23 protein-coding genes, 1 tRNA gene and 3 pseudogenes are annotated in these 26825 nt (G+C 47.1%); 17 read left to right on the top strand and 10 right to left on the bottom strand.

Features of this window, described 5'->3' with window-relative positions; all coding sequences use genetic code 11:
* Positions 1 to 5: 5 nt before the first annotated feature.
* Together P4D80_RS00340 and P4D80_RS00335 are read right to left on the bottom strand one after the other, a co-directional pair.
* Entirely contained in the window at positions 6 to 1064 is a 1059-nt protein-coding gene (locus P4D80_RS00340) for an ABC transporter permease (protein ID WP_421656878.1), read from the bottom strand.
* An 11-nt stretch (positions 1065 to 1075) separates the two neighbouring features.
* Positions 1076 to 1237, bottom strand: coding sequence for a hypothetical protein (locus P4D80_RS00335; protein ID WP_421656877.1), 162 nt, complete (start codon positions 1235 to 1237; stop codon positions 1076 to 1078).
* A 243-nt stretch (positions 1238 to 1480) separates the two neighbouring features.
* On the opposite strand from P4D80_RS00335, the gene P4D80_RS00330 reads away from it, so the two are divergent.
* On the top strand, positions 1481 to 2404 hold the full coding sequence (locus P4D80_RS00330; protein ID WP_421656876.1) for a hemolysin family protein: 924 nt from the start codon (positions 1481 to 1483) through the stop codon (positions 2402 to 2404).
* Positions 2405 to 2409: 5 nt separating this feature from the next.
* Positions 2410 to 2802, top strand: coding sequence for a transporter associated domain-containing protein (locus P4D80_RS00325; protein ID WP_421656875.1), 393 nt, complete (start codon positions 2410 to 2412; stop codon positions 2800 to 2802).
* A 1-nt stretch (position 2803) separates the two neighbouring features.
* Here P4D80_RS00325 and P4D80_RS00320 read toward each other — a convergent pair whose 3' ends face one another.
* Positions 2804 to 3646 (bottom strand): M56 family metallopeptidase, encoded by an 843-nt coding sequence (locus tag P4D80_RS00320; RefSeq protein ID WP_421656874.1) that lies wholly within the window; start codon positions 3644 to 3646, stop codon positions 2804 to 2806.
* The gene (locus tag P4D80_RS00315; RefSeq protein ID WP_421656873.1) at positions 3646 to 4065 is read right to left on the bottom strand and encodes a BlaI/MecI/CopY family transcriptional regulator; all 420 of its coding nucleotides are present in this window, start codon (positions 4063 to 4065) and stop codon (positions 3646 to 3648) included. The genes P4D80_RS00320 and P4D80_RS00315 overlap by 1 nt, the downstream gene beginning before the upstream one ends.
* A gap of 776 nt (positions 4066 to 4841) precedes the next feature.
* Here P4D80_RS00315 and P4D80_RS00310 point away from each other — a divergent pair.
* Complete coding sequence (locus P4D80_RS00310; protein WP_421656872.1) at positions 4842 to 5648, top strand: MORN repeat-containing protein; 807 nt, start codon at positions 4842 to 4844, stop codon at positions 5646 to 5648.
* Positions 5649 to 5744: 96 nt separating this feature from the next.
* On the opposite strand, the gene P4D80_RS00305 is transcribed toward P4D80_RS00310, so the two are convergent.
* The 3 genes from P4D80_RS00305 to P4D80_RS00295 all read right to left on the bottom strand — a co-directional run bounded on the left by P4D80_RS00305 (position 5745) and on the right by P4D80_RS00295 (position 10264).
* Entirely contained in the window at positions 5745 to 7292 is a 1548-nt protein-coding gene (locus tag P4D80_RS00305; protein WP_421656871.1) for a SagB/ThcOx family dehydrogenase, read from the bottom strand.
* A gap of 203 nt (positions 7293 to 7495) precedes the next feature.
* Positions 7496 to 8359 carry an SGNH/GDSL hydrolase family protein gene (locus tag P4D80_RS00300; protein ID WP_421656870.1) on the bottom strand — a complete coding sequence of 288 codons (864 nt, stop codon included), beginning with the start codon at positions 8357 to 8359 and terminating at the stop codon, positions 7496 to 7498.
* A 348-nt stretch (positions 8360 to 8707) separates the two neighbouring features.
* Positions 8708 to 10264 carry an ammonium transporter gene (locus P4D80_RS00295; RefSeq protein WP_421656869.1) on the bottom strand — a complete coding sequence of 519 codons (1557 nt, stop codon included), beginning with the start codon at positions 10262 to 10264 and terminating at the stop codon, positions 8708 to 8710.
* Positions 10265 to 10715: 451 nt separating this feature from the next.
* Here P4D80_RS00295 and gshA point away from each other — a divergent pair, with 451 nt between their 5' ends.
* From gshA to P4D80_RS00255, 8 genes are all read left to right on the top strand, one after another.
* Positions 10716 to 11864 (top strand): glutamate--cysteine ligase, encoded by a 1149-nt coding sequence (gshA, locus tag P4D80_RS00290; protein ID WP_421656868.1) that lies wholly within the window; start codon positions 10716 to 10718, stop codon positions 11862 to 11864.
* Positions 11865 to 12033: 169 nt separating this feature from the next.
* Positions 12034 to 12498, top strand: a complete 465-nt coding sequence (locus P4D80_RS00285; protein WP_421656867.1) for a tRNA (cytidine(34)-2'-O)-methyltransferase — start codon at positions 12034 to 12036, stop codon at positions 12496 to 12498.
* 800 nt (positions 12499 to 13298) lie between these two features.
* A complete protein-coding gene (locus P4D80_RS00280; RefSeq protein WP_421656866.1) occupies positions 13299 to 15443 on the top strand; it encodes a peptidoglycan DD-metalloendopeptidase family protein in 2145 nt (714 codons plus the stop codon).
* Positions 15444 to 15556: 113 nt separating this feature from the next.
* Positions 15557 to 15629, top strand: a tRNA-Met gene (locus tag P4D80_RS00275).
* 887 nt (positions 15630 to 16516) lie between these two features.
* The gene (gene rfbG / locus P4D80_RS00270; protein ID WP_421656865.1) at positions 16517 to 17584 is read left to right on the top strand and encodes a CDP-glucose 4,6-dehydratase; all 1068 of its coding nucleotides are present in this window, start codon (positions 16517 to 16519) and stop codon (positions 17582 to 17584) included.
* A 57-nt stretch (positions 17585 to 17641) separates the two neighbouring features.
* Entirely contained in the window at positions 17642 to 18919 is a 1278-nt protein-coding gene (locus tag P4D80_RS00265; protein ID WP_421656864.1) for a methyltransferase domain-containing protein, read from the top strand.
* A 2-nt stretch (positions 18920 to 18921) separates the two neighbouring features.
* The gene (rfbC, locus tag P4D80_RS00260) at positions 18922 to 19467 is read left to right on the top strand and encodes a dTDP-4-dehydrorhamnose 3,5-epimerase (RefSeq protein WP_421656863.1); all 546 of its coding nucleotides are present in this window, start codon (positions 18922 to 18924) and stop codon (positions 19465 to 19467) included.
* Positions 19468 to 19541: 74 nt separating this feature from the next.
* The gene (locus P4D80_RS00255) at positions 19542 to 19958 is read left to right on the top strand and encodes a DUF2172 domain-containing protein (protein WP_421656862.1); all 417 of its coding nucleotides are present in this window, start codon (positions 19542 to 19544) and stop codon (positions 19956 to 19958) included.
* A 99-nt stretch (positions 19959 to 20057) separates the two neighbouring features.
* Here P4D80_RS00255 and P4D80_RS00250 read toward each other — a convergent pair.
* A pseudogene (locus P4D80_RS00250) lies at positions 20058 to 21195 on the bottom strand (IS3 family transposase).
* Between the two features lie 52 nt (positions 21196 to 21247).
* Here P4D80_RS00250 and P4D80_RS00245 point away from each other — a divergent pair.
* From P4D80_RS00245 to P4D80_RS00220, 6 genes are all read left to right on the top strand, one after another.
* Entirely contained in the window at positions 21248 to 22168 is a 921-nt protein-coding gene (locus tag P4D80_RS00245) for a DUF4910 domain-containing protein (protein ID WP_421656861.1), read from the top strand.
* Between the two features lie 193 nt (positions 22169 to 22361).
* Positions 22362 to 23174, top strand: coding sequence for a sugar phosphate nucleotidyltransferase (locus tag P4D80_RS00240; RefSeq protein WP_421656860.1), 813 nt, complete (start codon positions 22362 to 22364; stop codon positions 23172 to 23174).
* Positions 23175 to 23178: 4 nt separating this feature from the next.
* Complete coding sequence (locus P4D80_RS00235) at positions 23179 to 23832, top strand: PIG-L deacetylase family protein (protein WP_421656859.1); 654 nt, start codon at positions 23179 to 23181, stop codon at positions 23830 to 23832.
* A 417-nt stretch (positions 23833 to 24249) separates the two neighbouring features.
* Entirely contained in the window at positions 24250 to 25152 is a 903-nt protein-coding gene (locus P4D80_RS00230; protein ID WP_421656858.1) for a glycosyltransferase family 2 protein, read from the top strand.
* Positions 25153 to 25306: 154 nt separating this feature from the next.
* The gene (locus tag P4D80_RS00225) at positions 25307 to 25483 is read left to right on the top strand and encodes a hypothetical protein (protein WP_421656857.1); all 177 of its coding nucleotides are present in this window, start codon (positions 25307 to 25309) and stop codon (positions 25481 to 25483) included.
* 100 nt (positions 25484 to 25583) lie between these two features.
* Complete coding sequence (locus tag P4D80_RS00220; protein WP_421656856.1) at positions 25584 to 25931, top strand: hypothetical protein; 348 nt, start codon at positions 25584 to 25586, stop codon at positions 25929 to 25931.
* Positions 25932 to 26340: 409 nt separating this feature from the next.
* Here P4D80_RS00220 and P4D80_RS00215 read toward each other — a convergent pair.
* Together P4D80_RS00215 and P4D80_RS00210 are read right to left on the bottom strand one after the other, a co-directional pair.
* Positions 26341 to 26592 (bottom strand): annotated as a pseudogene (locus P4D80_RS00215) (hypothetical protein); the annotation flags it as partial.
* A 110-nt stretch (positions 26593 to 26702) separates the two neighbouring features.
* A pseudogene (locus P4D80_RS00210) lies at positions 26703 to 26807 on the bottom strand (IS1 family transposase); the annotation flags it as partial.
* Positions 26808 to 26825: the final 18 nt, after the last annotated feature.

The raw sequence follows: 26825 nt of genomic DNA, 5'->3' as shown, positions 1-26825 counted from the left end.
GGTAATTACCTAGGCATGATTTCTGGCTGCCGGTTCTTGAATAGAAGATTCCGCTCCAGTACCAGACTGATTGCAATAAACAGAACTGTAAACCCCTGGATGGCGTAAACCACTGTGACCGGAACTCCAGCACTGCGCTGCATGACGTTGGCTCCGCCGCGCAGAGCGCCGAAAAAGAGGGATGTCAGTACGATGCCTGCCAGGTTACCCCGACTGAGGAAGGCGATCGCGATCGCATCAAACCCATACCCTGTTGAAAAGTTTTCAAACAGGCGATATTTTAGCCCCATCACTTCGCCAGCCCCCGCCAGCCCTGCCAAGCCACCGGCCAGTGCCATCACCAGCAAAATGGTGCGTTCAACAGAAATTCCGGCATACCGGGCAGCAATAGGATTCTGTCCAACGGTTTCAATCTGATAGCCGAGGGGCGATCGCGTCAACACAACCCACAGAACCACCGTTGCTACCAGTCCCAGCAAGATCCCGGCATGAACCTGAGTCTGGGGCAGAAGGATGGGCAACTGGGCGGTGGGCGCAATCATTGGACTGAATGGGGTTGGAGCCCCCAGTTCTTTCAGTGGATGGCTGACAGCATAGCTCACCAAATTTTGAGCAATGTAGTTCAGGAGGAGGGTGGTAATGACTTCATTGACGCCCTGGTATGCCTTCAAATAACCCGGAATCATGCCCCAGACAGCGCCCAACAAAAAGCCCCCCAGCAATGCCAGTGGCACATGAATCACCAGAGGCAGCCCGCGGATGTACAGCCCAACCAGGGCACTGCCCAGGCCCCCCATGTAGATTTGTCCTTCTCCCCCAATGTTGAATTGACCCGCCTTGAGGGCAGCCAAAACCCCTAAACTTGTCAGCAGCAGCGGAGCTGTCTTTGTTAGAGTATTGCCAAAGCCGTAGTAACTGGCCAGAGATTCGCTAAATAAAACCGTGTAAGCCTTGAGGGGGCTAACTCCTGCCAGTAGAATCAAACCTGCACCAACTAAGAGCGCAGCGGCGATCGCCAGCAACGGCGACACCAACGGCAGAAATCGCTTCAACTTCAATCCCATTCAAACCCCCTCTAAAGCGACCACCCCGACAGATATTCCCGGATTTCTTCCAGGTAAAGGGCTGCAATTCCTCTCCCCAGAAACCCCAAAAAGTGCCCCTCAAAGGATACCCCTTTGCTCTGTATCATTCTGCCGGACATATTTTGCCTGACATATAAAAAGGTAGTCATCATTAATTGTCAAGGGGGGAGGGGGGGCGGCGCCCCCAGGCAGGGGTGGAACCCCTGCACCCCGTTCAAATTTCAAGAAGGACACTATATTTAAGTTAAAATCTCCGGGGTTTGCGTAAGCCCTGGAAATTTACTATTTGATTTCTGCTAAAGAAGGCTGAGCAATAGGCGGTAAACTTTGGAAAGTCCCTATTTTTGCTGGAGTGCCAGGGGAAACCATGTTTGTCTGCGCTCCAGAACTTTTACATGAATACCGCTGAATCCTCCAACGTCGGGCTGCTCATCCTGATTAACCTGGTACTGATCGCGATTAATGCTTTCTTTGCTGCGGCTGAAATTGCATTGGTATCTGTTAATGATGTACGGATAAGGATGCTAGCAGACCAGGGCGATCGCCGTGCCCGCCTGGTTTTAAGAACAACAGAAGACAGCACCCGGTTTCTAGCAACCATTCAGCTGGTGATCACGCTGACTGGCTTTCTCAACGGCGCATTTGCAGCCGACAACCTGGCGGGGCCGCTCGCAACGTTGCTCACTCCCCCCCTGCCTCCCCAAGTTGCCAGTCAGGTAGCGTTAATCGGGATCACAGTGGTCATTGCTCTACTCAGTCTGGTCCTGGGTGAACTTGTTCCCAAGCGTCTGGCAATCCGCCATGCCGAAGAGTTTGCCCTGTTCTGTATTCGCCCCATTCGATTTCTAGAAAAGCTGGTAACACCCGTTGTCCGCATAGTCAGCGCTTCTACCAACCTTATCCTCAAACTGACGGGCAATCCAGTTGAAGACGAAGAGGAGTCGGTCAGTCCAGAGGAAATTAAGGCAATGGTGGATGCCGGGCGGGCAGGCGGTTCCGTGGGAGAACAGGAGCGGCGCATTATCCACGGCGCTGTGGAACTTAGTCACATTACCGCCAGGGCGATTATGGTGCCCCGTGTCCAGATCCAATACCTTAGAATTGACACCCCCCTGGAAGAGGCGTACCAGATTGTGGCTGATAACGCCCATACCCGTTTGCCGGTCTGTGACAGGGACCTGGATCATATTGTGGGCATTTTGCATGTCAAAGACCTGATCCGACCCCTCCCCGGTTTACTGGAGCACCCCCCCGTATTCGAGAACTGCTACGCCCGGTCTATTTCATTACAGAGAATAAACCTGCCAATGAAATTTTAGAAGAGATGAAGAAAAACCGCCTGCATCTGGTAATTGTACGGGACGAATTTGGCGGCACAGCCGGACTGGTGACGTTAGAAGATGTATTGGAAGAGATTGTGGGCGAAATCCGGGATGAGTATGACGCGGAAGAGGAACGAGAGTTTCGCCAGATTGGAGAGCATGAAGGCATTTTCAAAATCCGTGCCAGCATTGCCACTGTCAACAATGAGCTGGATTTGGAACTGCCACGTGAAGAGGCAGCTACCCTGGCCGGATTGTTTCTGGAGGAGTTACAGCGATCGCCCGAACCAGGAGATACCCTTCAAATTCAGAACATTGTGCTGACTGTCCTGGAAGATGGACAACGGGTAAGGGTGACTCAACTTCCTACTCCAGATATCGAGATGGAAGATTGATTTAGTAATGAAAAGGAGCAACCAGCAGCGGAAGAAAGCCTGAAAGTAACCATGCCCAAACCCACAATCCTATTTGCTGAAGCGGTTTGGGCTGGGACAACAATACCTCTATTCGCTCTTCCAGGCGATTGTGAGGCAGTGCATTACTGAAGGCGGCAGACGCAATTTCAGAATACAGTGCCGGAGCACTGACCATTTGCACCAGCGACTCTGCCAGAAGCAGGCTATCAACTGATTGCGCCGCCCAACAGTCAGCTCGATGTTCCCGCAGGAGCAGCAACTCCTGCCAGAGAGTTTCCGTTTGCGGCAGCCAGAAGGTCAGCCTGCGCAACCAACCAAGCCAGAAAAACCAGAAGGTATCCCGGTAGTAGTGATGGGCCTGCTCGTGAGTTAAAACAGCGTTTAGATGATCTGCATCAAAGGCTTGCAATAACCCCTGGCTGATCACCAGTTCAGAACGCCAGAAGCCAACCCTGGCAACAAAGGGGATCGGCGTCGGCAGTAAGCGGGCGGAGGTGCCCTTTAGCTCCCATTGGGGATATTTCCTGACCCGACGTAAAGACCGCCAACCTTCCCCCGCCAGTTTGATTGCCCAAAAAACGGCAAAAACCAGAAACAGAAGTGCCAATGAGTAACTGAACCAACCTTCCCACCAGCGCACCATCTGTCCCCGTGGTCCCATCCAGACCAGAGCGATCGCCGTTGCCAGCAACAACAACGGTGAGAAAAGAAACAGACCCAGCAATCGCCACCAGCGTTCCTGCCAGTTCTGATTCGGATCGATGGGCTGCAACCTCAGCAACCCAGCAACTGTTAAGGCCGCCAGCAAAAGGGTTAGATGCATTACTGCTCCTCCCTGGCTTTACGAATCGAGCGCAGACGCTGGGCGATCGCCTCGATCTGCTCTACACTCGCCTGATCTAACTTGTCAGCAAAAGCCGCAACCACATCGGGATTGCCTACCGCCAAAAACTGATTCAATTGTTCATAAGCCCGCAGTGCCTGCGCCTCTGCCTGAGAAATCAACGGTTCCCAAATATGTGTCTTTCCCTGCTTGTCACAGGTCAACCAGCCTTTCTGGGCCAGCCGTTGCAGCACGGTCGTGACAGATGTATATGCCAACTCCCGCTCTGGATTGGACAAAATCCGTTCATGCACATCCTTGACCGTCGCTGTTCCCAATTCCCAAACAATTTGCAGAATTTCGGCTTCCAATGGGCCAAGGGAAAGTTGCTTAGGTCGGTGATCTGGCAAAGAAGCCATAGCCGCTAGTGTTTCAATGAATCAACCATTCACTATAGCTTATACCGATTGAATCCACGATTTGCCTATGTGAGAAGTTAGGAGGCAGAAGGTGGGGGGCAGGAGCCAGAAGCTAGAAGCCGGGGCTGGTAAGAGGTGAGGAGTTGCTTGAATGAAACGAGCCACAAATCTGGAATATTAATAATTGCTAGGAATAATTGCTAGGGAATAAAACGCATCATTAATCCAATCTATCAAGCTCATGCTTAAAGTTGCTCCCGCCGTTTCCTGGAGATGTGCAATTGTCTGGTTATACAGAGTTTTTCAGTTGAGTTAGCCACCCTCTTTAAGGGGCTAGGGAATAGGGGCTAGGGGTCAAAGAGTGGTTTATCCATTTCAAACTTACTGTAAACATCGTTAAATCCGTGCAAGCTTTAGGGAACTCTTAATGACAAATGTGAGAAGTGAGGGGCTGGATGGGTGGATGGGTAGATGAGTTCTGAATTGCTCCAATACGAGGCTGTTCTAGAAATGGGACTCTGACTTCGGGGGGTGTTCTAGAAACGGGCCTCTGATTCCTTGAAACCCTGATTCCCTCGAACCCCTTTCCAGGATTGCCACAAAAAATTTGACAAACCCTCCAATATCTAATCCCTAGCCCTCAGTCCCCAATCCTGACTCCTAACTCCTGGCTTCTTTCTTCTTTCTCCTTCTTCCTCCTCCCTCTCCCTATCCTATTTTCTGCCTTTCGCTACGAAAATCAAAACTGTTAGGAGTTCTCAAACGGAGTACCTGTTATGCATCCTTCAATTCAACAATTGGGTATCGGTGTTCTGGCGGTTTCTGCCCTGGAAGTTGCCATCGGCTTGAGTCAGCCCCTACCTGCCAGGGCCGCAACGATTACCCTTGAGGATGGAGCTACGTGCGAGGGAAATTTCAGTGGACGGAGCGGCACAGGCATTTGTGTGTTCTCGAATGTGAACCCCGGTAACCCCTACAACTACTATCGGGGACAGATTCGTAACGGGGTACCGAATGGGGTTGGCACGTTTGTGTACCAGAATGATGACCGCTATGAAGGCTCGGTGCGGAACGGGCTGCCCAACGGCAGGGGAATGTACATTTTTGCGAATGGCGATCGCTACGAGGGTGGTTTTTCCAATGGCAAATACAACGGCAAAGGCACCCTCACCTATCGAGACGGTGGGCGCTACGTCGGAACTTTTCGCAACGGTCGGTTTTACGGCAGGGGATCTCTGGTCATGCCCAACGGAATGAGCTACACCGGCACCATGCGTGACGGACAACCCCACGGCAAAGGCACCATGAAATTTAGCGGCAGCACCTATTCTGGTGATTTTTACCTGGGGCAGGTGAATGGGCAAGGGGTTCTTACCAACGCTGATGGCATTCGCTGTCAGGGAGTTTTCTTCAGCAGCCAGTTAAGCGGTAAGGGAACCTGCACCTATCCACGGGGTAGCGCCTTCAGAAGCTACACTGGCGAGCTCCGGGGTGGCAAACCCGATGGTAAGGGGGTGTTGGTCTATGCCAATGGTAAGCGCTTTGTTGGACAGTTTCGAGGTGGACAACCAGTGAACCCGTAAGGGTCATCCACTCATCCACCCCCATTACTCCATCACTCTCCAACTCCACCCTGGCTCCCTTCTGCCCTCTCACTCCTCTCCTTTCCTACCAGCTCCTCACCCTCCCTTCTTCTGTCTGGGACGGCCCAGGGTGGTGATATAAAGAACCGCTTCATCAGCGGGAATGCCAAGCACCTCATTAACCTGGTCATCAAAAAAGCCGCCAATGCCACTGACGCCTAATCCCAAATAAATTGCGGCCAAGTTCAGGCGCTGCCCTAGGTGCCCGGCATCTAAATGCAGATAGCGGTAGACGCGATCGCCATATTCTGCTACTGCTGTCTTCAGATCTGTTGTATGGAACAGGACAGCCGCAGCATCCCGTCCCAATTCTTGCCAGAGGCAGAGGTAATACAATTCTTTGCGAAAGTTTTTGAAACGGATTTGCCGCAATTCCTGGGTTTTGGGGGCGTAGTAGTAGCAGCCTTCTTCCAAGCCGGTGACGGAGGAAACTGCAATAAACGTTTCTACCAGGTTAAGGTCACAATAATCGGGCGAGGCGTCCAATCCCTGTTCGATATAGTGACTGGGGTGGTATGTAAAGTCGAGCAGGGCTTTTAGTTCATTCAGGGTAAGGGCTTCACTAGTGTAAGCGCGGGTGGAACGCCGTCGCAAAATCGTGTTTTGCAACCCTTCCAGATTCTCTCCCCAGGGAATGGGGGGAGCCGTTGTAGACACCTTCAAACAAAAGGGAAAGTTGTATTTATCTGCCCGTTGCCCTTCTACCGTTGAGAGCTTCCAGTTAACTTTGGTGTTGGAGTTGAGCGGCATCTGGGTTGCCCGGTGGAAATAGCTGAGTAACTGCCCATCAGGAATGGAAGGATAATGGGTATGGATAGGGGCTGGCAGGATGGTTCGTGCCAGGGGCAGATTTTGCTTGACTTCCAGCAGGTCTGCCAGCGGAACAATGGCGATCGCTCCCTCCTGCTCAGCATCCAGATAAAGAATTTGGTCAATGGCTTCATCCATAAAGCTACCAATCAGGTGGGGACGGTAGTCATTCATGGCGCACGCCAGTTCGATATTGCCAAGTAAATGCCCACAGTCCAGCAAGATCCGGCGGTAAGCCCGATCCTGGTAGCGCCAGGCAGAACGGAAGAAAACAGCCGTTATGACCAGCGCCAGTTGGGTATTTTCCAGGACGGGGTGCCAGAAACATGCAGTTTGCAGTTTCGTCCAAACATCGCTCTCCCAAAAATGCATCAAAGAATGGGTGCGTACATGATAATGATGCAGTCCAGCAGGCAGGAGAGGCGTGCCACGGGAAATCAGATAAATTTCTGCGGGATACAGTCCCCCTGCGGATGGAGCCGCTCTCAAGTAGTGAGGGTTGTCTGGTATGGAAATCTCGCCTGTCAAACCATAGCTGCTATAGAGTAACCAGGAGAGCCTGCACCACCAGCCAGCATTTGGAGTGTCCGAGTCAAATGTTGCATCAATTTGCAGGTATGGCTTTAGGTCAAAAGTTGAACCAATTTTGTACTCCTTAAACGGAGTGGGCTGCTGGCTCCAGTCGGGGGCTTTGCTCTTGGCGTTAATCGTTTGAGGATCGTATTTGGTTCGCTCGTGGTAGTGCTGGGCGATCGATGCCGTCGAGTCAGGCATGGCATAGCTAGGAAGGGTTCGCTTTCATCTTGACACTACCCCACTCAAACATGCCAGTTTGAAGAGGGCAACACTCGTCCACTCATCCACCCATCTATAGTCTATAGAAGTTTTCATTATGAATGAGGTACGGGAGTGTAAGGTAGAGTAAGAGTGCAGTGCATCTTCACTCTACCTCACCCCCCTGAGAAGGGTTATACTCTTCACCCTTTACCCCTCATTTCAGCCTTGAAGAAGAGTTCCAGTTGCGATCGCCAGACCTTGTATCCCTGGGAGCTGAGATGGAGACCATCTGTTGTTAAATCCGGTCGCATGTCCCCTTTCTCATTGGTGAAATGGGTGTGCAAATCTAAATACTCCACTTTTTCTTGTCGGGCGATCGCGGCCAAATGTTTGTTCAGTTCCCGTATGTAGTGGTTTGGAATGAGATAGAGGCGATCGACCCAGGGGGGCGGTTGCTGGTTCCGCTGAACTGCACGGCGGTATTGCTCATCCAGAAGCAGTGTGCCGCCATGGGGTAGAATCGACTGAACCACAATTTGGGCATGGGGATGCGCTACCTTTAAATGACGCACAATTTCTCGCTGGTTTGCCAGCAAGGTTTCCTCACGCACACCTCGAATAAGATCATTGATGCCAATCATGATAAAGATGGTATCGGGGTGGGTCGCATCGAATAGCTTTAACCGCCGCAATAGGCCATAGGATGTTTCTCCCGAAATTCCCTGATTCAACCATGTGAAACCAACAGGTAGCAGTTCTTGAGGAAACCAGAGACTGAGGGAATCCCCTGCCAAAATAGTCAACCGTTTGGGGCGTTGATCAGCGGCTACCCTGGCTTCCCGCTGTAGCAGATCAACCCATTGCTTATAGGTGAGCTGATGGCGCGGCCCCAGATCGAACTCAGACGAAGCAACACCCAACTCTGTCTGGGGAACTGAAGTATTCACCTGGAAAGATGCTGGTAAACTGAAGCGGTTCAGCAGCAGAGCTACCAGCGCCAAAGACCCACCGCCCGTTGCTAATAAAATTACCCATTTTGGCAGCGTCAGAAAATGCCTATGCACATCTCAGATTTAGCGTTGTTTGAGTCAGATTTTAGAGGCAAACCCGCCCCTTATGGCGATCTTCCGCAAAAAAATATCCCTCGGTCATAAGTAGGTAACCATTATTAATTGTAAAGGGGGAGTGGAGCTGCGCTCTAAGGCAAGGGCTTCACCCCTTCCACCCCACGAAATTATCCTTAATTTAATTGCGCCTGGTAGGCTGCCAAGCAAATTTTGAAGGTAAACCCTTCAAAACCCCCATGAGTTTATTTTTGGGGTTTAGATAACCAGGCAAAGTTCCTTTAGTGAACCATTAGTACAGCACAGCAGGAATACGGATACCATTCTGGCTCCCTCCTAATCCCCACCTTAGTCCGAACGACGCCTGGCAAAGGAAATTTCGCCTGCAATTTCTTCACCGTAGGCTTCTTCACCGTGCAAATGAATATCCAACCCTTCCTCTTCAACCTGTTGGGAGACGCGCAGCTCCATAAAGCGCGAAAGAATTTGAAGAATGATCCAGGTGCCGACTCCAGCAATAATCCAGGTAATCAGTACGGCGACAACCTGAATCGTTAACTGATTGGGGTTGCCAAACAATAAACCATTAAAGCCAGCAGGGTTCACAGCTCGATTTGCGAAGAAACCCGTTAAAATTGCACCGACGGTACCACCAATTCCGTGTACTGGAAAGGTGTCCAGTGAATCATCAAATTGAAGCCTGGCTTTCAAGTTGACGGCAAAGAAGCAAGCCAGGGATGTAAGCACTCCGATCGCGATCGCCGACAATGGATTAACAAAACCTGCGGCTGGAGTAATTCCTACCAAACCGGCAACAAAACCACTCCCGATTCCAATAGCGGTTGGCTTGCTTTTCAAAAGCCACTCTGCCACTGCCCAGGCAAACCCTCCTGCCGCTGCCGATACTGTTGTGGCAACCAGAGCAACAGTGGCGAGTGAACCAGCACTGAGGGCATTGCCGCCATTAAAACCAAACCAGCCAAACCAAAGGATACCAACACCCAAAAGAACATAAGGGACGTTGTGGGGAATAATCGGCTTTACCATCCAGTCTTTCCGTGGTCCTAACATCCAGGCCGCAACCAGTGCGGAAATCCCGGAGCTAATATGAACAACCGTTCCGCCAGCAAAATCGAGGGCACCCATTGCCCCCAGCAAGCCCCTACCCCAAACCATATGGGCAAGTGGGCTGTAGATAAAGGTAGACCACAGAATGATGAACCAGAAGAAAGCTTTAAAGGAAATGCGCTCCACGATCGCCCCAGAGACCAGCGCCACGCTAATAATTGCGAAGGTCATCTGGTACAGCATGAACAACATATGCGGAATGGTTGGCGCATAACCTACAGGATCAGCAGCGTCAAACGCTACTTGATTCAAACCCAGCCAGCCAAGACCCCCAATAAACTTTTGAATACCATCGGCAAAGGTCTGCCCCTCTGCCAGGGTGACATCAAACGCCAGACTGTAGCCCCAGAGAACCCAGAGAACCCCCACGATCGCCATTGCCGCCAGACTCATCATCATGGTGTTGAGTACGTTGCGCGATCGCACCAGACCACCATAAAAAAAAGCCAAACCCGGTGTCATAAATAGGACCAGCGCGGAAGAGATCATGATCCAGGCAGTATCCCCTGTATTAGCTGCCCAGACTTTGGCTGCGGTATCCTGAGCAACCGCCGTATTGGTCATGGGACCTGCCCAAAAAACCATGACCGCGATCGCAACTAGCATTAGCCCAAACACTAAAGCCAGCTTTGGCAAAGGTTTGAGGCTGTTTTTCCTGTAACCTCTAGCAACCAGTTTGGGGTATTCCTGCCCCATTGGGAATAGCGCTTGAGCTGTAGTGGCAGAAGAACGCCGACGGTTATTTCTCCACCTTTTGTAGGGCCTAAATGTAGACATTGTTAGCGAGACTTCCTTGCGACACGTTGCAAACAAAGTGGGTCATGCACTTGGTAGGTTCAGATCAAAATAGTATAGAGCGAAACATTTCAAATGAATCTCCACACGTTCTAACTGCTACAGAGACAATAGGCGATGAGTAGGAAATCAGCTAGGCCAGAGTTTATTCGTTATCAGATGAAAATAGGTAGTGTAAACCATAACTTGAGTAATGCCCCAATGAAGTGATTGCACCAAAGTTTAGCGGAGGAGATCCGTATCTTTTCAAACAAATAGATTGTGAAAACACTTAAGTTATTCAACTAAATAATCAAGTAGTTTGCTTTTTCCCCGATACTGAAGAGTGAGATCTTGCCACTGCGGTAAGTCCAAATTGGAAAGGGAAACACCAAATTGGAAAGGGAAACAACTGTTTACGGAAAAACCACCGCTCATCCAGGGAGACCACGCTATGCTGTCGAAAGGGTTTGAAGTTGAGATGTATACCAGCACCCCTGAGGGCGACATTGTTGGACTATCAGACAAGATTGTGGCATCGCTGGATGGTTTTGTGCGGGAACCAGACAGCCGCAACGTCGAATACACAACTCCTCCCTGCTACCGTTACGAACGATTACTGTGCGATCTGCTGCGTCCTCGTATTCGTCTGCGGAAGTACTTAACCGACCTGGGAGGCTATACGCTCATTCCTGGCAGCACCCTTGCCCTGGGAGGAAGCGATCGCTTTCACCGCTCTGACCCTGAAAACCCTTATCACACCTACATCGAGCAGACCTATGGCACCCGCGTTGTCACGGCCAGTGTTCATATTAATATCGGAATTTCCGATCCAGAGATGCTGTTACAGGCATGTCGCCTGGTTCGAGTAGAGGCCCCCTTATTTCTGGCACTCAGTGCGTCTTCCCCATTTTTAGATGGAAAAGTGACGGGCTACCACTCCACTCGTTGGGGATTGTTTCCCAAAACTCCCACCCATGTTCCTCTGTTTGAGAGCCATGCTCACTTCATTCACTGGACGGAACAGCAGCTAGCTGCTGGCACCATGCAAAATGTTCGCCATCTCTGGGCGTCGGTACGTCCCAATGGCGATCGCCGCCCCTATAATCTGAATCGACTGGAACTCAGAATCTGTGACCTGATTTCTGATCCGGTTTCTCTACTTGCTATCACTGCATTACTGGAAGCCCGTCTGATCCAAATGTTAGAAAACCCCGACCTTGACCCGCTGAAAATGAGTCAACTGCCTGCAGCAAGCCGAGCGCAAGACCTGCTGACCCTGACTGACGCAAACGAAATCGCGGCCTCTCGCCTGAGTTTAGATGCTGAACTGAAACATTGGAAGGATGGTGGTCCCATTCAGGCAAGGGCGTGGGTTGAGCAGATCTATCAGGAAGTCTGGGGGATTGCGAAGAAGCAGGGCTTTAGCTGTTTCCTGTTACCGTTGAAAAAAATTTTGCGGGAAGGTAACGAAGCACAGAAATGGTTAACCCTTCATCAACAGGGAACCGATGTGAGACAGGTGATGCAGCAGGCCATTCTCGCAACCGCTGCCCAGGAATTTGCCCTGCGAGATAGTCTCTGCCAGCCACTTGTGGCTTAATTGTGGAAAGAGAGGAGAACGATTTCCTCCAACAGGAGGAAACTAGGTAGATTTAAAGTATCTAATAGCATACTTAAACATCGGTAAATATTAAAAAAAACTATCAATCCTCGCTAGTCAAGAGTTGAAATGGGTAGGCCGTTTCCATGGGCCTTGAGTTCTGAAAGTGATGTTGAGGGTTGTTCTCGTTCACCCACAAATTCCACCCAATACGGGAAATATTGCCCGTACCTGTGCAGCAACTGATACTGAACTGCATCTGGTAGGGCCGCTGGGTTTTGAAATCAGCGATCGCTACCTCAAACGGGCAGGGCTGGACTATTGGACCTATGTCAAGCTGCGCTATCACCATTCCATCGCAGAATTTCAATCATTCTGGCAGTCTCAAGAGGGTCGCTGGATCGGCTTCAGCACTTCTGGACGCTGTAGTTATATCAAGTTCAACTTTCACCCCAATGACTGGCTTTTATTTGGAAGTGAAACTACCGGGCTGCCACCAGATGTTCTTGCTCGCTGCAACACAACTCTACGTATCCCAATGGCTCAGTCTGGAGTTCGTAGCCTTAATCTTTCGGTCAGTGTTGCCGTTGGCTTGTTTGAAGCCCGCCGCCAGCTTGGTTATCTAGAAGAGTAGAAACCCATACTACATACAGGTTGTCTCTGATACGAAGGGTTAGGGTTAAACACATCCGCTCAACAGAAAACTGTATCTATAAAAAACTGCATCTATATAAAAAACTGTATCTATATATATGCATCTAAAAATATACCCGCAACAATTGACCATCCCTACTGCTATAGGTCGCGAGCCAAACTGTTAACCAGAATACCAAGGAGAGTAGTGAGTAATAAGAAATTTCTATCTTAAGCGCGGGAGTTGAGTACAGTTTTTTTTACTACTTAAAAGAGTTCAAAACTCTTTGATTGCCGAATTCTTAATGAAACAGGAGAGCCCTTTCACACTTTTTAAGCTTTCTGTCAATTCTTACCTTTACTTTGAATTTGTGATAAAGTTCACAACCTTAAGGCGGATGTTTAATTTCATCCACCTGTAAAAGGTTCATAAAGCTACCTTCAACGTAGCTAAGTGAACTGTGTATTCGGTCTCAGGCAAGTTAAATGCCTATGCTTTTCTCGAAGCGGCAATTTACAGTTTTACCTGGTTTGATTGGTCACCTAGCAAGCGTCACTAAGGCACTTGCTACGAATCGTCCAACCAGAATGTATAACTTGGGTTTGCCAATGGTTAACAAGTTGGCAATAGTTGGGAAAGATCAACTATCGGCTTTTCTAAAGGCTGGTATCGATTTTTCCCACTTATGTAAACTTGTCTAAATCGAAAAAGCGAGGTAATCTTGCCTAAGTGTGTTTTCCCTTGGTGATTCAGATCCTCTTTATCATGCGATCCAGATCATTGATTGGTGAATCGTTTGAATGACTCGAGGACAGTTAAACGCTGGACATTTAGGAGGTCGTTTTTTGAAACGAGCATTTCCGCAGAAGGTTAAGCCTGTTCCTTCCTACATCACTGAAGATGATGGAGTGGTAGATCAATCTAAACAGGCTCTTCCAGAGGTCAACCGCCGTTCCCGCACCTCTGCCGCAATGATTGGATTAGCAGCAATTTCTATGGGTGCCCATGGCCTGTTGCTAGCTCATCAAGGCGATGAGGCGATCGCAGCAGAACCAGTTTCAGGCGAACCTACCGTTGCTACAAATCCTTCGACCTTTGATGTGGCAGCCGTTTCTTCGGGAGACGATGTCACCTCTTCTTCCCAATCCACTGGTTTGTCGGGAGGTGTGCTGGTCGAGCATACAGTTCAGGAGGGAGAAACCCTCTGGAAATTGGCTCAGTTCTACGGAGTTGATACAGTTACTGTAGCAACCGTCAACGGAATTCCGTTGGATGCAGTACTTCGTGTGGGGCAGGTTCTCAAGATTCCAGGAGACAATCGCATTGCCAGCACGATTACACCTGAAGTTGATCGTCCAATGCCTAGCTACTACGGGCTTGTCAGAGAAATTGAACCTGAGCTATCTCCTGCATCCAATGAAGTTCGCCCTGATGTCGAGCTAAAAGCTGAACAAGATGCAGCCTTAGATTTTCTGAAGCAGAAGCGTGAGGAGCTCCGTGTCAGCCTTTCCAAAATGAAGGCTACAACTCAGGAGTCTACTCCAACTTCTACATCTCCTTCAGTTGCCTCACCTTCAGAGATTCCTGATATTCGCCTTAATTCTCAGACGAGCGAACCCTCAGCTACTCACCGGGTCGTTGCGGGTGAAACGTTGAGTGCGATCGCCCGAGCATACGGAATTTCTCAGAAAGAGCTGGCAGACGCAAACAAGCTCACGAACCCCAATCTGATCCTGGTTAGCCAGGTTTTGGTCATTCCTCAGCGGAAAGCTTCTTCTTCCTCTGAGATTGGCTCGGCAAGTAAGTCCCTCACACTTCCTAATTTGGTGGCAATGGCACCAAAGGCTGATAAAGCTGTAGTGCCAGTGATTACGTCTGATACCCGGTCTGACTCGCTTCTCATTTCAGCCAGCCCTCAGTTTCAGCAACCGACGAAGTCTGAGTTTCAAGCAAAAATTGCCTCTGTTCCGCCAGAACCAGTAGCAATGGGTGGTGAAAGTGCTGAAGCTACAGTTGGCTCAGCATCTCTGGACTCTTCCGCATCTGATTTGAAGGTTGCTACTTCTTCTTTTGTGGACGGAAGTCCTATCCAGGCTGGAGCAGGTACCTCAAGTTTAAAGCATAACTATGTTGAGAATTTGAGGCTCGAAATCGTCAGGCTGCGGGAAAAATACAAAAATTCGGGGGCTGATCCTCAATTTGCCGCCCGGTTGAACACTAAAGTAGCAGCTGTTTCCTTAACATCTGGAACCATTTCTATCCCGGAGCAGGATTCTCCATCGATTAACCCAGAGTTTAGCCCAGCCCGGTATACCGAGTCTTTGCGATCGCAAGTTCGGCGCTTACAAACCAAGGCAAGAGCCAGAACTGTCGAAGCGTCTAGAGAAGCTCCCTCAGTTTCTTCTCTCTCCCCTGCTTCGTCTCAGCTAGTGGCAACTTCCTCCCTGGGTTCTGAAAACTACGAACCCCTCTTGCCTTCCTCACTAGGGAAAATGGTTTCCCCCGATCTTCCTCCCCTGGGTTCTGTAGACACCTACCTACCTGGAAACTCCGGCAAGTTTAACGGCTATATCTGGCCTACGAAAGGTGTTCTAACCTCAGGATACGGTTGGCGTTGGGGACGGATGCACAAGGGAATTGATATCGCAGCACCCACAGGTACCCCGATTCTTGCTGCTGCACCTGGCGTTGTGATTACAGCTGGATGGAACTCCGGAGGTTACGGCAACCTCGTTGAGATCCAGCATGCTGATGGTAGCGTAACCCTTTATGCTCACAATAATCGTATCCTGGTACGTCAGGGACAACGAGTTGAGCAGGGCCAGCAGATTGCTGAAATGGGAAGTACTGGTTACAGTACAGGTCCCCACTGTCACTTTGAAGTTCACCTACCGGGTCACGGAGCCGTCAATCCGATGGCCTACCTGCCCAGGGCCGGTGCCTGAAGAGGTTTAAACTCCTGTTGACGCGAAAAGGGGAGGGGGGCTATCAACTCCCCTTTTCGCTGGTATAGCCAGAGGTCATGCTGTTGTGTTAATTTATTAAAGCCACTCATTAAGGCTCAGTAGCTCAGTGGTTAGAGCAGGGGACTCATAAGCCCAAGGTCGCAGGTTCAAATCCCGCCTGAGCCATTGCTAAAGTATCTTTTATAGCTAACGGGAATTTCATCCTCTCTTAATTAGTTCATGAAATTTGTCATATTGCTGCCAACTGCTGCCTAATGAATTTGAACTAGTACAGCACGGCGGGAATACGGATACCATTCTGGCTCCCTCCTACTCCCCACTCCCCAATCCAATGATTATTGGACTAATGCCATCGTCCATTAATGGGTCAATTGGCATGAATATCGCCATCCCTGAAAAGACAGCCTCCTTTAAAAAAACTGTACCTGGAGATCTGTAATGGCTATATTCGAGACAAATGACCCATTAGCATTGGGTCCTTATGCTGATTGATTGACCAGACTTTGAATCAAACGTTGGGTTGAGGCATGAAATCTAACCTTGTACAGGTCATACTGTTCCAACCCATCTCAAAATTTTCATATTTTCAAAAGGTTGGTCAGCTGAGCCAAGTGTGACAGCTACACATACTGACTCTTGAAACAACTATACAATAGTAGGATTTTGTTTTCTTTCAGGAAAATCCATCCCTTATCAAGAATCAGTAAAGATACCAGGATAACACTGGATAATTTATTATCTATGACTAAAAATATCACTCATATCTACTCAAATATAAGGATAACTACGGAGTCACGTTGTTTGTTAAATTACGTTCACCACTGTCAACGTCTATATTTTTCAATCATTCTTTGACTCTATTTCCTCTAGTTTAGTCGCCTGGCTTTCTCCATTTTCATATCACTCCTTCATCTTATTTATAGCCTTTGGAAGGCTACCAATAATATGGGAGTAAATGTTTATAGCTCTAATTTTCAAAGCGGTGTACTCCGGAAACTGCTTTAAGTTACGTTCCTACTGAGTTCGCAATTTTGATATTGAGAGATACTGCAATGGATCCCAATTTTTGGAGGGGAAAGCGAGTATTACTGACAGGGCATACAGGCTTTAAAGGCAGCTGGCTGTCCCTCTGGCTACAAATGGCTGAAGCCAACCTATTAGGATATGCGCTGCAAGCACCCACTAATCCTAGTTTGTTTGAAGTCGCTCGTGTAGCAAACGGCATGGTTTCCGTTATTGGGGATGTGTGTGAAAGTAAGCATCTACACCAGGTAATTGCTGACTTCCGGCCAGAAATTGTTATTCATATGGCGGCTCAGTCTGTAGTGCGTATATCCTATTTAGATCCCGTTTCTACTTATCAAACAAATGTGATGGGTACTGTCTATCTTTTAGAAGCAATTCGACAGGTAGGCGGGGTTCGAGCTGTCGTGAATATAACCTCTGATAAGTGTTATGAAAATAAAGAGTGGGTCTGGGGTTACCGTGAAAATGATTCCCTTGGTGGTTATGATCCATACAGCAACAGCAAAGCTTGTTCCGAATTAGTTACTGCAGCTTACCGCAATTCTTTCTTCAATCCCATTAATTATCTAGAACATGGGGTTGCGATCGCCACTGCCCGCGCTGGCAATGTGATTGGCGGCGGTGACTGGACTCCCAATGGGTTAGTTTCAGACATTGTTCAAGCTCTTTTGCAAAAGCAACGTGTTTTAATTCGCAATCCTTATGCAACACGCCCTTGGCAGCATGTGCTGGATGCTCTGAATGGCTACTTAATGCTGGCAGAGAAACTTTATCACAACGGCCCTGCCTTTGCAGAAGCCTGGAATTTTGGTCCTTATGAATCCGATATCAAACCAGTAGGCTGGTTAGCCGAGCAATTGCTAAACCTTTGGGGCGATGGCACAACTTGGGAGCAAGATCAGGCTCACCACCCTCATGAAGCCAACTCTCTTAGTTTAGATTGTGCAAAGTCACGTCTAAAACTAGGTTGGGAACCCAGAGTTTCTCTGGCACAGAGTTTAGAACAAATTGTTGAATGGGCAAAGGCCTATCAGTCAGGTGCTGATATGCAGCAAGTTACTAGAGCCACAATCACTCAGCTCCTCCATCACTAGATTGATGGTTCGACAGTACTTTTGAAAACTTAACCCCATTCCTGGAGACAACGTGTAATGCAGCAGGCTGAAACCTTACAAGCTAGAGACGAATTAACGCAGAAAGCGCCGCTATGCCGATTTTGTGAAACTCCACTGCACCATACATTTGTGGATCTGGGGATGTCTCCTCTCTGCGAGAGCTACTTGAGCCTTGAGCAACTTAACCAGATGGAAGTGTTTTATCCTCTCCACGTACGTGTTTGCGACCATTGTTTTTTGGTGCAGTTAGAGGCATACGTTAGCCCAGAGCATATCTTTACAGAATATGCCTATTTTTCATCCTACGCAGATACCTGGTTGAAGCAATGCAAGGCGTATACCGATCAAGTGGTTGAGCGGTTTAATCTCAACGGAACCAGTCAGGTGATTGAACTTGCTAGCAATGATGGCTATCTGTTGCAATACTTTGTAGAAAAAAACATTCCTTCTCTGGGAATTGAGCCTGCAACTAATATTGCTAAAGTTGCAATTGCTAAAGGTATTCCCACCTTAAATGAATTCTTTGGGCAGGCATGTGCCCGCAAGCTGGTGCAGCAGGGCAAGCAGGCTGACTTAATAGCGGCTAACAATGTACTGGCACACGTACCAGATTTGAATGACTTTATCGCAGGAATCAAGATTCTGCTGAAACCTCAAGGTGTTTTTACTGGCGAAATCCAACACCTGATGCGACTGATGGAAGCCAATCAGTTTGATACTATCTATCACGAGCATTTTTGTTATCACACCTTCACTACTCTGGAAAAAATCTTTGCCGCCCATGGCATGGTTCTCTTTGATGTAGAAGAACTACCTACCCATGGTGGATCAATTCGTATTTATGCACGTCATCAAAACGATAGCTCTAAACCAATAAGCGATCGCGCCATCGAACTGAGACAATGTGAAGAACAAGCTGGCTTCACAACTCTTGAACGTTATACAAACTTTGAAGAACAAGTACGGGAAACCAAACGTAAGCTTCTCGATTTTCTAATCAAAGCCAAACGAGAAGGGAGAGCGATCGCAGGTTATGGTGCGCCCGGCAAAGGCAATACCCTCCTCAACTACTGCGGCATCCGGACTGATTTTCTGGACTACACGGTTGATCGAAATCCCTATAAGCACGGCAAGTTTTTACCCGGAACCCACATTCCCATCTACCCTCCTAGCAAAATCCAGGAAACGAAGCCCGATTACGTTCTTATCCTGCCCTGGAATTTCAAAGACGAAATCATGGAGCAGATGAGTAGCATCCGGGAGTGGGGAGGGCAGTTCGTTGTACCGATTCCTGAAGTCAAGATCTATTCCTAGAGATGCATTTCATTTCTACACCACTCCCAGATGCTTACATTATTGAACCAGAAAGGCTGGAAGATCAACGAGGCTTCTTTGCCCGAACCTGGTGTCAACAGGAGTTTATGGATCAGGGACTTGATCCTAACCTGGTGCAGTGTAGCATCTCGTTTAACCACAAAAAAGGAACAGTACGGGGCATGCACTTCCAAGCCCCTCCCTTTGCAGAAACCAAGTTAGTGCGTTGCACCCAGGGAGCTATTTATGATGTCATCGTTGATTTGCGTCCAGACTCATCCACCTATCTGCAATGGTTTGCAGTTGAATTGACCGCTGAAAATCGTAAAGCTCTTTATATTCCTAAAGGGTTTGCCCACGGATTTCAAACCTGTGTAAATAATACTGAAATTTTTTACCAAATGTCAGATTACTATACTCCCAACTCTGCCCGCGGATTTCGTTGGAATGACCCAAGCTTTAAGATTGACTGGCCCGAAGAAGTTACCCTGATTTCTTCGCGCGATCAAGAATATCCTGACTACACTCCCGATAGTTTGCTCAAGTGACGGGCTATATCAGCTTGAGTTTCAAGACTTATCGTTGATGGCCCAACTTCGCAAATCCACATCAGGTTGGCTATATGAATATCTATTCAGACCTCCCCGATTCCCATACGCTTGGATTAGAGATGTATCAGCTCATCTCTGACCTATACCCCATTTGCCGCAGTATCACAGGTGATGGTGTACGGAAGACGTTACATGTTTTGCAGCAGTTTATTCCCCTGGAAATTCACGAAGTTCCTACAGGTACTCAAGTCTTTGACTGGACAATACCAAAGGAGTGGAATGTACGCGATGCCTATGTAAAAAACAACCAGGGAATAAAGGTAATTGATTTCCAGAAATCCAACTTACACCTTCTCAACTACAGCATACCTCTTCACGAAACAATGCCTTTATCAAAGTTAAAAGAGCATCTGTTTACAATACCCGAATATCCTGACTGGATTCCTTACCGCACTTCCTATTACGAGGAAAACTGGGCTTTTGCCTGAGCCACAATACTCTACAAACCCTTGAGGATGGAGAATACGAAGTGAAGTGAACCCTTAGATTCGGACAGAAGATCGAAGACTTTAAGGAAGTTTTTTCTTTTATATCACATTCTTCTTTTGTTGTTCATGCCATCTCTTTTCATATTCATCTGGTGTTAGATATCCTAATGACGAATGTATTCTCTTGTTCATATATACATTCTCCAAAAACTGCTCAATCTGTTCATACGCTTCTGTGAAATTGCGATACTCTGACAAGTCAACTTCTTCCTCTTTGATCGTTCTCATCAGTCGCTCTGCATACCCGTTCTGCCATGCCTGCCCCACTTCCGCCATGCTTAGCTTAACCCCGTGCTGTTGCAGCAATCTTACATACTCGTTTGCCGCATACTGCACGCCCTGATCGGTATGATGGATTTCCGGTCGTCCCTCACTAGCCCCTTGTTCAAGGCAGTGATCGTTAAGCTCACATCCATGCTTCTTGCCAAATGCCAACCCCGAATGTTGCGCGTAAACACATCCATCAACACAGCCAAATACACAAACTCCTGTTGCAGCCTGATGTATGTAATATCTCCCACCCAAACCTGATCCGGTCGCTCGATCGCTAAATTCATTACCAGGTTGGGATACCGCTTGAATTCGTGGTTGCTGTTGGTGGTGCGTTTTCGCTTGACCGGAGGTTCGCCCGCCAATCCTAACTCCCGCATCAATCGAGCTACCCGCTTGTGGTTGACCTCATGTCCCTGTCGTTTCAGCATTGCGGTGATGCGACGATAGCCATATGTTGGGTGTTGCCCACAGAGCTTGACGATGGCAGTTTTGATCTCGATTTCGTCTTTTGCAGGCTGTGGTTCGTAGTAGACCTGACTGCGCGGGTAGTTCAACACCTCACATACTGTTGCAATGGGATACGTCTGGCTGAAGTGCATTACCGCCTCCCGTTTTTGTCCAGGCTCAAGTAACTCGATGCTTTTTTTGCAATCTCAAGCTGTACCGTCAACTGTCCCACCAGTCGCTCTAGCTCAGCGATCTTCTGTTCCTGCTCACTGCCCGCTTCACCCCGCTCAAAAATGCTCGGTGCTTGTTCCAGAAATTCTTTGCGCCAGCGGTTCAGTACATTCGCGTTCAATTTGTGCGCTCGACACAAATCGCTCGATGTTTTCTCGCCACTGAGCACTTGCAGGACGACTTTTGCTTTGAATTCTGCGCTGTATTGACGACGCTTTGCTGCCATAATTGCCCCCTCTCAAGAACAAGGATACTACTCTTAGCCTCCTGTCCGAAAATTGGGGCATTTCAAAGTTTATATCGACTCATCCCTTGAAGATGGGTATCTCACCTATGGAGAGTATTACCTTCCGGGAGAGACCGAAGACGAAGTACTATTTTCTTGCCATATCTGTCATCCCTCTCTTTGTAATGACAACCTTTCTGGCAATGTTCTGGCAACATTTCTTGCCAAGCATCTAACTACATTGCCGAGACGATATTCCTATCGTTTTTTATTTATTCCTGGCACTATTGGCTCAATTACCTGGCTGGCCTTAAATGAAAATAAAACTCATCACATCAAACATGGCTTAGTTATATCAGGGGTGGGAGACCCTGGGATAATGACTTATAAGCAGAGCCGGCGTGGTGATGCAGAGATTGATCGAGCCGTAATCCATGTTTTGAAACATTCAGGTCAGGAGTATTCAATTGAAGCTTTTTCGCCCTACGGGTACGATGAACGTCAGTATTGCTCTCCCGGGTTTAATTTGCCAGTTGGGCGTTTAACTAGAACTCCCTTTGGGAAGTATGTCGAGTATCACACCTCGGCAGATGACTTGAATTTTGTCAAACCTGCATGTTTATCAGATTCGTTTACAAAATACTTAGAGATTATTAGTGTTCTAGAAAACAACAGGGTTTATGTGAATAGGAATCCAAAGTGTGAGCCTCAGCTGGGTAAACGAGGACTCTATGGAACACTTGGCGGAGAGCAGGATAAAAAGACCAGCGAAATAACCATGTTATGGGTACTTAATTATTCTGATGGTACACATTCCCTATTGGATATAGCAGAAAGATCAGATATAAGTTTTCGCTTAATTCATCAGATTACTGAGAAATTAAAAGAGGCCAATTTACTAGAGGTTTTAAAAAAACATATACACATAAAGGTCAAGAAGAACTTTGGAAATCCTTCATGCCAAGTTAAATAAGGAACTAAATTTTAGAAAGTAAGCTATGAGTTCTAAATCAAACTACCAAAACTTAAGTTGGTGTAGCCGGAAGATATTACAGAGCCAATACTAAATTCCTTAAGCTTATCACCAACTGCTGAAGTTACAGATATCAGCATAAGGCCATCGAAAAACTGGAAAAAGTAAAGCATTAACTAAGGAGGAAATAAAAATGAAGGTCGTTTTGTTTTGTGGTGGTTTGGGAACGAGGTTAAGAGATTATTCAGAAACAATTCCAAAACCAATGGTTAATATTGGCTATCGACCAATTCTATGGCATATTATGAAATACTATGCCCACTATGGGCATAAAGATTTTATTTTATGCCTTGGTTACAAAGCCGATTATATTAAAAGCTACTTTCTAAATTACGATGAATGTATTTCTAATGACTTTGTGCTTTCCGGTGGAGGGAGGCAATTGCTGATGTTAAACAGTGATATTCAAGATTGGAAAATTACCTTTGTTGATACAGGGCTTTATTCAAATATTGGTCAAAGGTTGAAAGCTATTGAGAAACATCTAAGTAATGAGGATGTTTTCCTTGCGAATTATAGTGATGGGTTGACTGATTTGCCTCTTGATCATTATGTCGATAACTTCTTGCACAAGGACGTGATTGCGAGCTTTCTGTCAGTTAAACCCAACCAGACTTTCCATGTTGTCTCAACCCACGAAAATGGTATTGTTTCAGATATTCAACCAGTTACTAGCTCTAACCTTCGAATCAATGGTGGTTTTTTTGCTTTCAAGAAAGAGATTTTTGATTTCATGCAAGAAGGTGAAGAGCTAGTACTTGAACCTTTTCAGCGGTTAATTCAGAAGAAGCTGTTGTTGGCCTATGATTACAACGGTTTTTGGGCCTGCATGGATACCTTTAAAGAGAAACAAATGTTAGATGATCTTTATGCTCGAGGTGAGGCTTGCTGGGAGGTTTGGAAAACATCCGAAGGAACTAATCACAAACAACCAGTGAGGGTATAACGATATGCTCAAATTAAGCTTGAGTCAACCAGAGCAATCAGAGTTTAGAGTGCTCTGCTTAGGCGCCCACTGTGATGATATTGAAATTGGTTGTGGCGGTACAATTTTGAGACTAATTCAGGAATGTAATAATTTGATATTTTACTGGGTAGTTTTTAGTTCAAATGAGGCGAGAGCAAAAGAAGCAATTAGAGGGGCCAATCTATTCCTCCAGGGCTCAAGAGTTGAAAACATTGTTATTCAGAACTTCAGGAATAGTTTCTTCCCATTTATTGGTGCTGAAATCAAAGAGTACTTTGAGCAATTGAAACAAGAGTTCAATCCGGACTTAATTTTCACTCATTATCGAGATGACAGACATCAAGATCATCGTTTAATTTCCGATCTTACATGGAACAGCTTCAGAGATCATCTAATCCTTGAGTATGAAATCCCTAAATACGATGGGGACCTGGGAGCTCCTAACTTTTTTATTCCTCTAAGTCAGGATATTTCCTATAAAAAAGTACAATATATTATTGATATATTTGAAACTCAAAAGAGTCGAATCTGGTTTTCGGAAGATACATTTTTATCTATTCTCCGACTTCGTGGGATAGAATCAAATTCTGTCACCAAATATGCTGAAGCTTTTTATTGTAGAAAAGCTTTACTCTAACTAATCAATACTCTCACTAATTAATGGTCAATACTCTCACTAATTAATGGAGGGATGAGTTATGAAAAGAATTAGCCTAGGCGTTTCTCGGGTAAAGTTGTTAAGTTGTTAGATAAAATATCAAGATTTTCAATTCTTTTCGATTGCCTGTGAAGGAGTAGTGCTCAATTTTCTATCATCCTATGAGAAAACATAGGATTCTTCTGTTTTGGTATCAGATGTTATTTATTATCACATCTCAAGGTAACAGATTTTTCAATAGAAGGAATGAGATCACTCTGTTTTCCTTTGTTGTAGTTACTTTGTTTATAGCTCTTTCTAGGTTTCATTTCTTTCTAGGTTTCATTTGTTGTTATGAGTTATTAGGGTTAATGCGCCCTTAGAATATATGATAATGAGTTGAGGTCTTGCAAATTTATGGTGATTCAGAATCCTAGAGTCAGTATTGGATTACCTGTGTTCAATGGTGAAGCTTATTTGAGAGAAGCCATTGACTCACTATTAGTCCAGACCTTTACAGATTTCGAGCTAATCATTTCAGATAATGCATCTATAGATAAAACAGAAGAAATTTGTAAAGAATATTCTATAAAAGATAATCGTATTCGTTACTATCGAAATGAGCAAAATATTGGAGCTATTCCTAATCATAACCTAACCTTCCAGTTATCTAGAGGAGAGTTTTTCAAGTGGGCTGCTCACGATGACCTTCACTCTCCTGACTATCTACAGCGATGTGTAGAGATACTACAGCAAGATGAATCTGTCATTCTGTGTTACGCAAAAACAACTCTTATAGATAAGGATGGGAAGATTGTTGGCAAATATAATGCCACTCAAAAAGCTGATTCGTTGAAACCAAATGAGCGTTTCCGTGACATCATTCTCTATGAGTATCGGTGCTACCAGATATATGGAGTAATGCGGTCTAGCATTCTTAAAAAAGTTCCTCCTCTAGGAAATTTCCAATCCTCGGACAATGCTTTTCTGGCAAGATTGAGTCTTTTGGGACGATTTTACGAGATCCCAGAATATTTATTTTTCAACAGAAGGCATTCAATGCAGGGTTCAGCGATTGTAGCAGAGGCGGGACTTCAAGCTTATGGTTCATTCTTCAGCTCAAAACAGGATGGAAGTATCGACTTGCCTCGTTGGAGAATGCTTAAAAAACATTGTGCTTCGGTGTGGGACGCTTCTTTAAGCTGGCATGAGCGCCTCTCATGTTGGCGACATATCCCAACCTGGTTGTACGAGAAGCGGCATGGCTTGAAGGAAGATTTGCTTGCAGCAGCTAAATATTTCGTTCATTATCCAAATTAAATTTTCATCCCTTGGAGTACTAAAATTTAGGATTGTGGATTAGACTTCATCGGAAATAAGCTGTCCTAAAAGGTAATCTTGTGGGAGTATGTCAGGTTTGCAGAATGAAGAGAGAGGGTGGAGGATATAGCTATCGTAACCCTTGGTAGCGAACATGACCCCAGAGCAAAAAGCCCAACTGCAACCGCATCTCGATGCAATTGCCAAAATCCTTGACGAAGACAGTGACCTAGCGACGATGCAGACACTCGAAGCTATCAAGCTGAAGGTGCGAAAACAGATTCAAACCCATGTGAGTCCAGAGGTGGGGCGTTTTTATCGGCTCAGTTAGCGGCACGCAGGCAGGCAGAGAACGAACACTCAAAAGCATTAGGGGAGTTGGTGTTGACCAGTGCTCAGGCAGAGCGCCTGTCGGTTGAGCCTACTGTCAGATGAGTCCGCATCTAGAGAACTGCTGTCTGCGCATCAGCGCCAACGTGTCCTATGCCCAAGCTTGGGACGATATCCATTACTTAACAGGTATGCGAGTACCGGCCAAGACGCAGCAGCGTCTGGTGCAGTCCCATGACTTCGCTCAACCAGAGTTGTCAGTGCTAGAAGAAGTCAGTGTCGATGGCGGTAAGGTGCGTCTGCGCACACCTGTGGGCGAACCCTGCCAATGGAAGGACTACAAAGCCGTTGCCAGCGAAGCTGCCATTGTCGCCTGCTACCAGCAGAACGAAGTTGGTCGAGTGGGTCAATCAACAGCCCTTGGCAACCCCTTTAAGCTGCCTAGGTGACAGTCATGACGGGGTCTGGAATCTGGTGGCTCAGATGGGTGCTGAGGCAGAGCGTCGAGAGGTGCTTGACTGGTATCACCTGGTAGAAAAAATCTCAACAAAGTCGGTGGTTCTATCAAACGTATCAACCAAGCCGAAGCGCAGCTGGGCAAGGTAGGGTCGATGCCGTATTGACCTTGTTTGAGCCGTTGAACAAGAGAGCGGCTAAGAATTTCTGTCAGTATCTACGCAAGCCTCGCCATCGCATCATCAACTATGACTACCGCTATAACTTTCACACTAATCCGTGAGTGCTCTTTTACCAAGGGCTTAGCCTCCCTCCTTTTCAAGTTTTGTTAGTCAATTAGGTAGGTTAGGTACAGTTTGGACGGTTAACGACCTACGCAATATGGTCGATGTAATGCAAGGCTCACGTAAGCCCATTCACTTTGTTATTAGCAGTTATTAGCAAGTGGGATGTTGTTGAGCAGGGCACTGGTCTTCTAATGAATGACTGATAATAAATGACTGAGGTAAGGCCTCTCTGGGTGAGGAGTTCTTGCACTGATAAAGGACGATTGCAAAACCCCATTGCCATTGCTGGAGTAGCGCCCTTGTCCAACCCCCAATGAGGGCGCACCCAGTTATGAAGCAATCGCTGCACATCTAATACCTGTTTTATAGCTCTACGCAGGTGCGTTAGGACATTGGAATTAGAGAGGGAGTGGGGGCTTCGCCCCCAGCCAGGAGTTCCACCCCTGCACCCCATCCTAACCACAATGACTACCGCTATAATCCCTCACCCTTCTTGGCATAAAGATTCTGTCGTCTGCGATAAGCACTACAGCATCGTCTAAGGGCCCTGTTTGGCGCTTCATGATGATTGGCATGAACCTCAGACGAGTCACTGACCGC

It is taken from the genome of Leptothermofonsia sp. ETS-13 (assembly GCF_049200465.1).
Taxonomy (GTDB): domain Bacteria; phylum Cyanobacteriota; class Cyanobacteriia; order Leptolyngbyales; family Leptolyngbyaceae; genus Leptothermofonsia.
The sequence above is the reverse complement of the archived record's forward strand: the minus strand, read 5'-3'. Positions and strand labels throughout refer to the sequence as shown.

What these genes read in the sequence shown, in the direction of transcription:
- P4D80_RS00340 (WP_421656878.1), bottom strand. Translation starts at nt 1,064, where the DNA reads ATGGGATTGAAGTTGAAGCGATTTCTGCCGTTGGTGTCGCCGTTGCTG.
- P4D80_RS00335 (WP_421656877.1), bottom strand. Translation starts at nt 1,237, where the DNA reads ATGATGACTACCTTTTTATATGTCAGGCAAAATATGTCCGGCAGAATG.
- P4D80_RS00330 (WP_421656876.1), top strand. Translation starts at nt 1,481, where the DNA reads ATGAATACCGCTGAATCCTCCAACGTCGGGCTGCTCATCCTGATTAAC.
- P4D80_RS00325 (WP_421656875.1), top strand. Translation starts at nt 2,410, where the DNA reads ATGAAGAAAAACCGCCTGCATCTGGTAATTGTACGGGACGAATTTGGC.
- P4D80_RS00320 (WP_421656874.1), bottom strand. Translation starts at nt 3,646, where the DNA reads ATGCATCTAACCCTTTTGCTGGCGGCCTTAACAGTTGCTGGGTTGCTG.
- P4D80_RS00315 (WP_421656873.1), bottom strand. Translation starts at nt 4,065, where the DNA reads ATGGCTTCTTTGCCAGATCACCGACCTAAGCAACTTTCCCTTGGCCCA.
- P4D80_RS00310 (WP_421656872.1), top strand. Translation starts at nt 4,842, where the DNA reads ATGCATCCTTCAATTCAACAATTGGGTATCGGTGTTCTGGCGGTTTCT.
- P4D80_RS00305 (WP_421656871.1), bottom strand. Translation starts at nt 7,292, where the DNA reads ATGCCTGACTCGACGGCATCGATCGCCCAGCACTACCACGAGCGAACC.
- P4D80_RS00295 (WP_421656869.1), bottom strand. Translation starts at nt 10,264, where the DNA reads ATGTCTACATTTAGGCCCTACAAAAGGTGGAGAAATAACCGTCGGCGT.
- gshA (WP_421656868.1), top strand. Translation starts at nt 10,716, where the DNA reads ATGCTGTCGAAAGGGTTTGAAGTTGAGATGTATACCAGCACCCCTGAG.
- P4D80_RS00285 (WP_421656867.1), top strand. Translation starts at nt 12,034, where the DNA reads ATGTTGAGGGTTGTTCTCGTTCACCCACAAATTCCACCCAATACGGGA.
- P4D80_RS00280 (WP_421656866.1), top strand. Translation starts at nt 13,299, where the DNA reads ATGACTCGAGGACAGTTAAACGCTGGACATTTAGGAGGTCGTTTTTTG.
- rfbG (WP_421656865.1), top strand. Translation starts at nt 16,517, where the DNA reads ATGGATCCCAATTTTTGGAGGGGAAAGCGAGTATTACTGACAGGGCAT.
- P4D80_RS00265 (WP_421656864.1), top strand. Translation starts at nt 17,642, where the DNA reads ATGCAGCAGGCTGAAACCTTACAAGCTAGAGACGAATTAACGCAGAAA.
- rfbC (WP_421656863.1), top strand. Translation starts at nt 18,922, where the DNA reads ATGCATTTCATTTCTACACCACTCCCAGATGCTTACATTATTGAACCA.
- P4D80_RS00255 (WP_421656862.1), top strand. Translation starts at nt 19,542, where the DNA reads ATGAATATCTATTCAGACCTCCCCGATTCCCATACGCTTGGATTAGAG.
- P4D80_RS00240 (WP_421656860.1), top strand. Translation starts at nt 22,362, where the DNA reads ATGAAGGTCGTTTTGTTTTGTGGTGGTTTGGGAACGAGGTTAAGAGAT.
- P4D80_RS00235 (WP_421656859.1), top strand. Translation starts at nt 23,179, where the DNA reads ATGCTCAAATTAAGCTTGAGTCAACCAGAGCAATCAGAGTTTAGAGTG.
- P4D80_RS00230 (WP_421656858.1), top strand. Translation starts at nt 24,250, where the DNA reads ATGGTGATTCAGAATCCTAGAGTCAGTATTGGATTACCTGTGTTCAAT.
- P4D80_RS00225 (WP_421656857.1), top strand. Translation starts at nt 25,307, where the DNA reads ATGACCCCAGAGCAAAAAGCCCAACTGCAACCGCATCTCGATGCAATT.
- P4D80_RS00220 (WP_421656856.1), top strand. Translation starts at nt 25,584, where the DNA reads ATGAGTCCGCATCTAGAGAACTGCTGTCTGCGCATCAGCGCCAACGTG.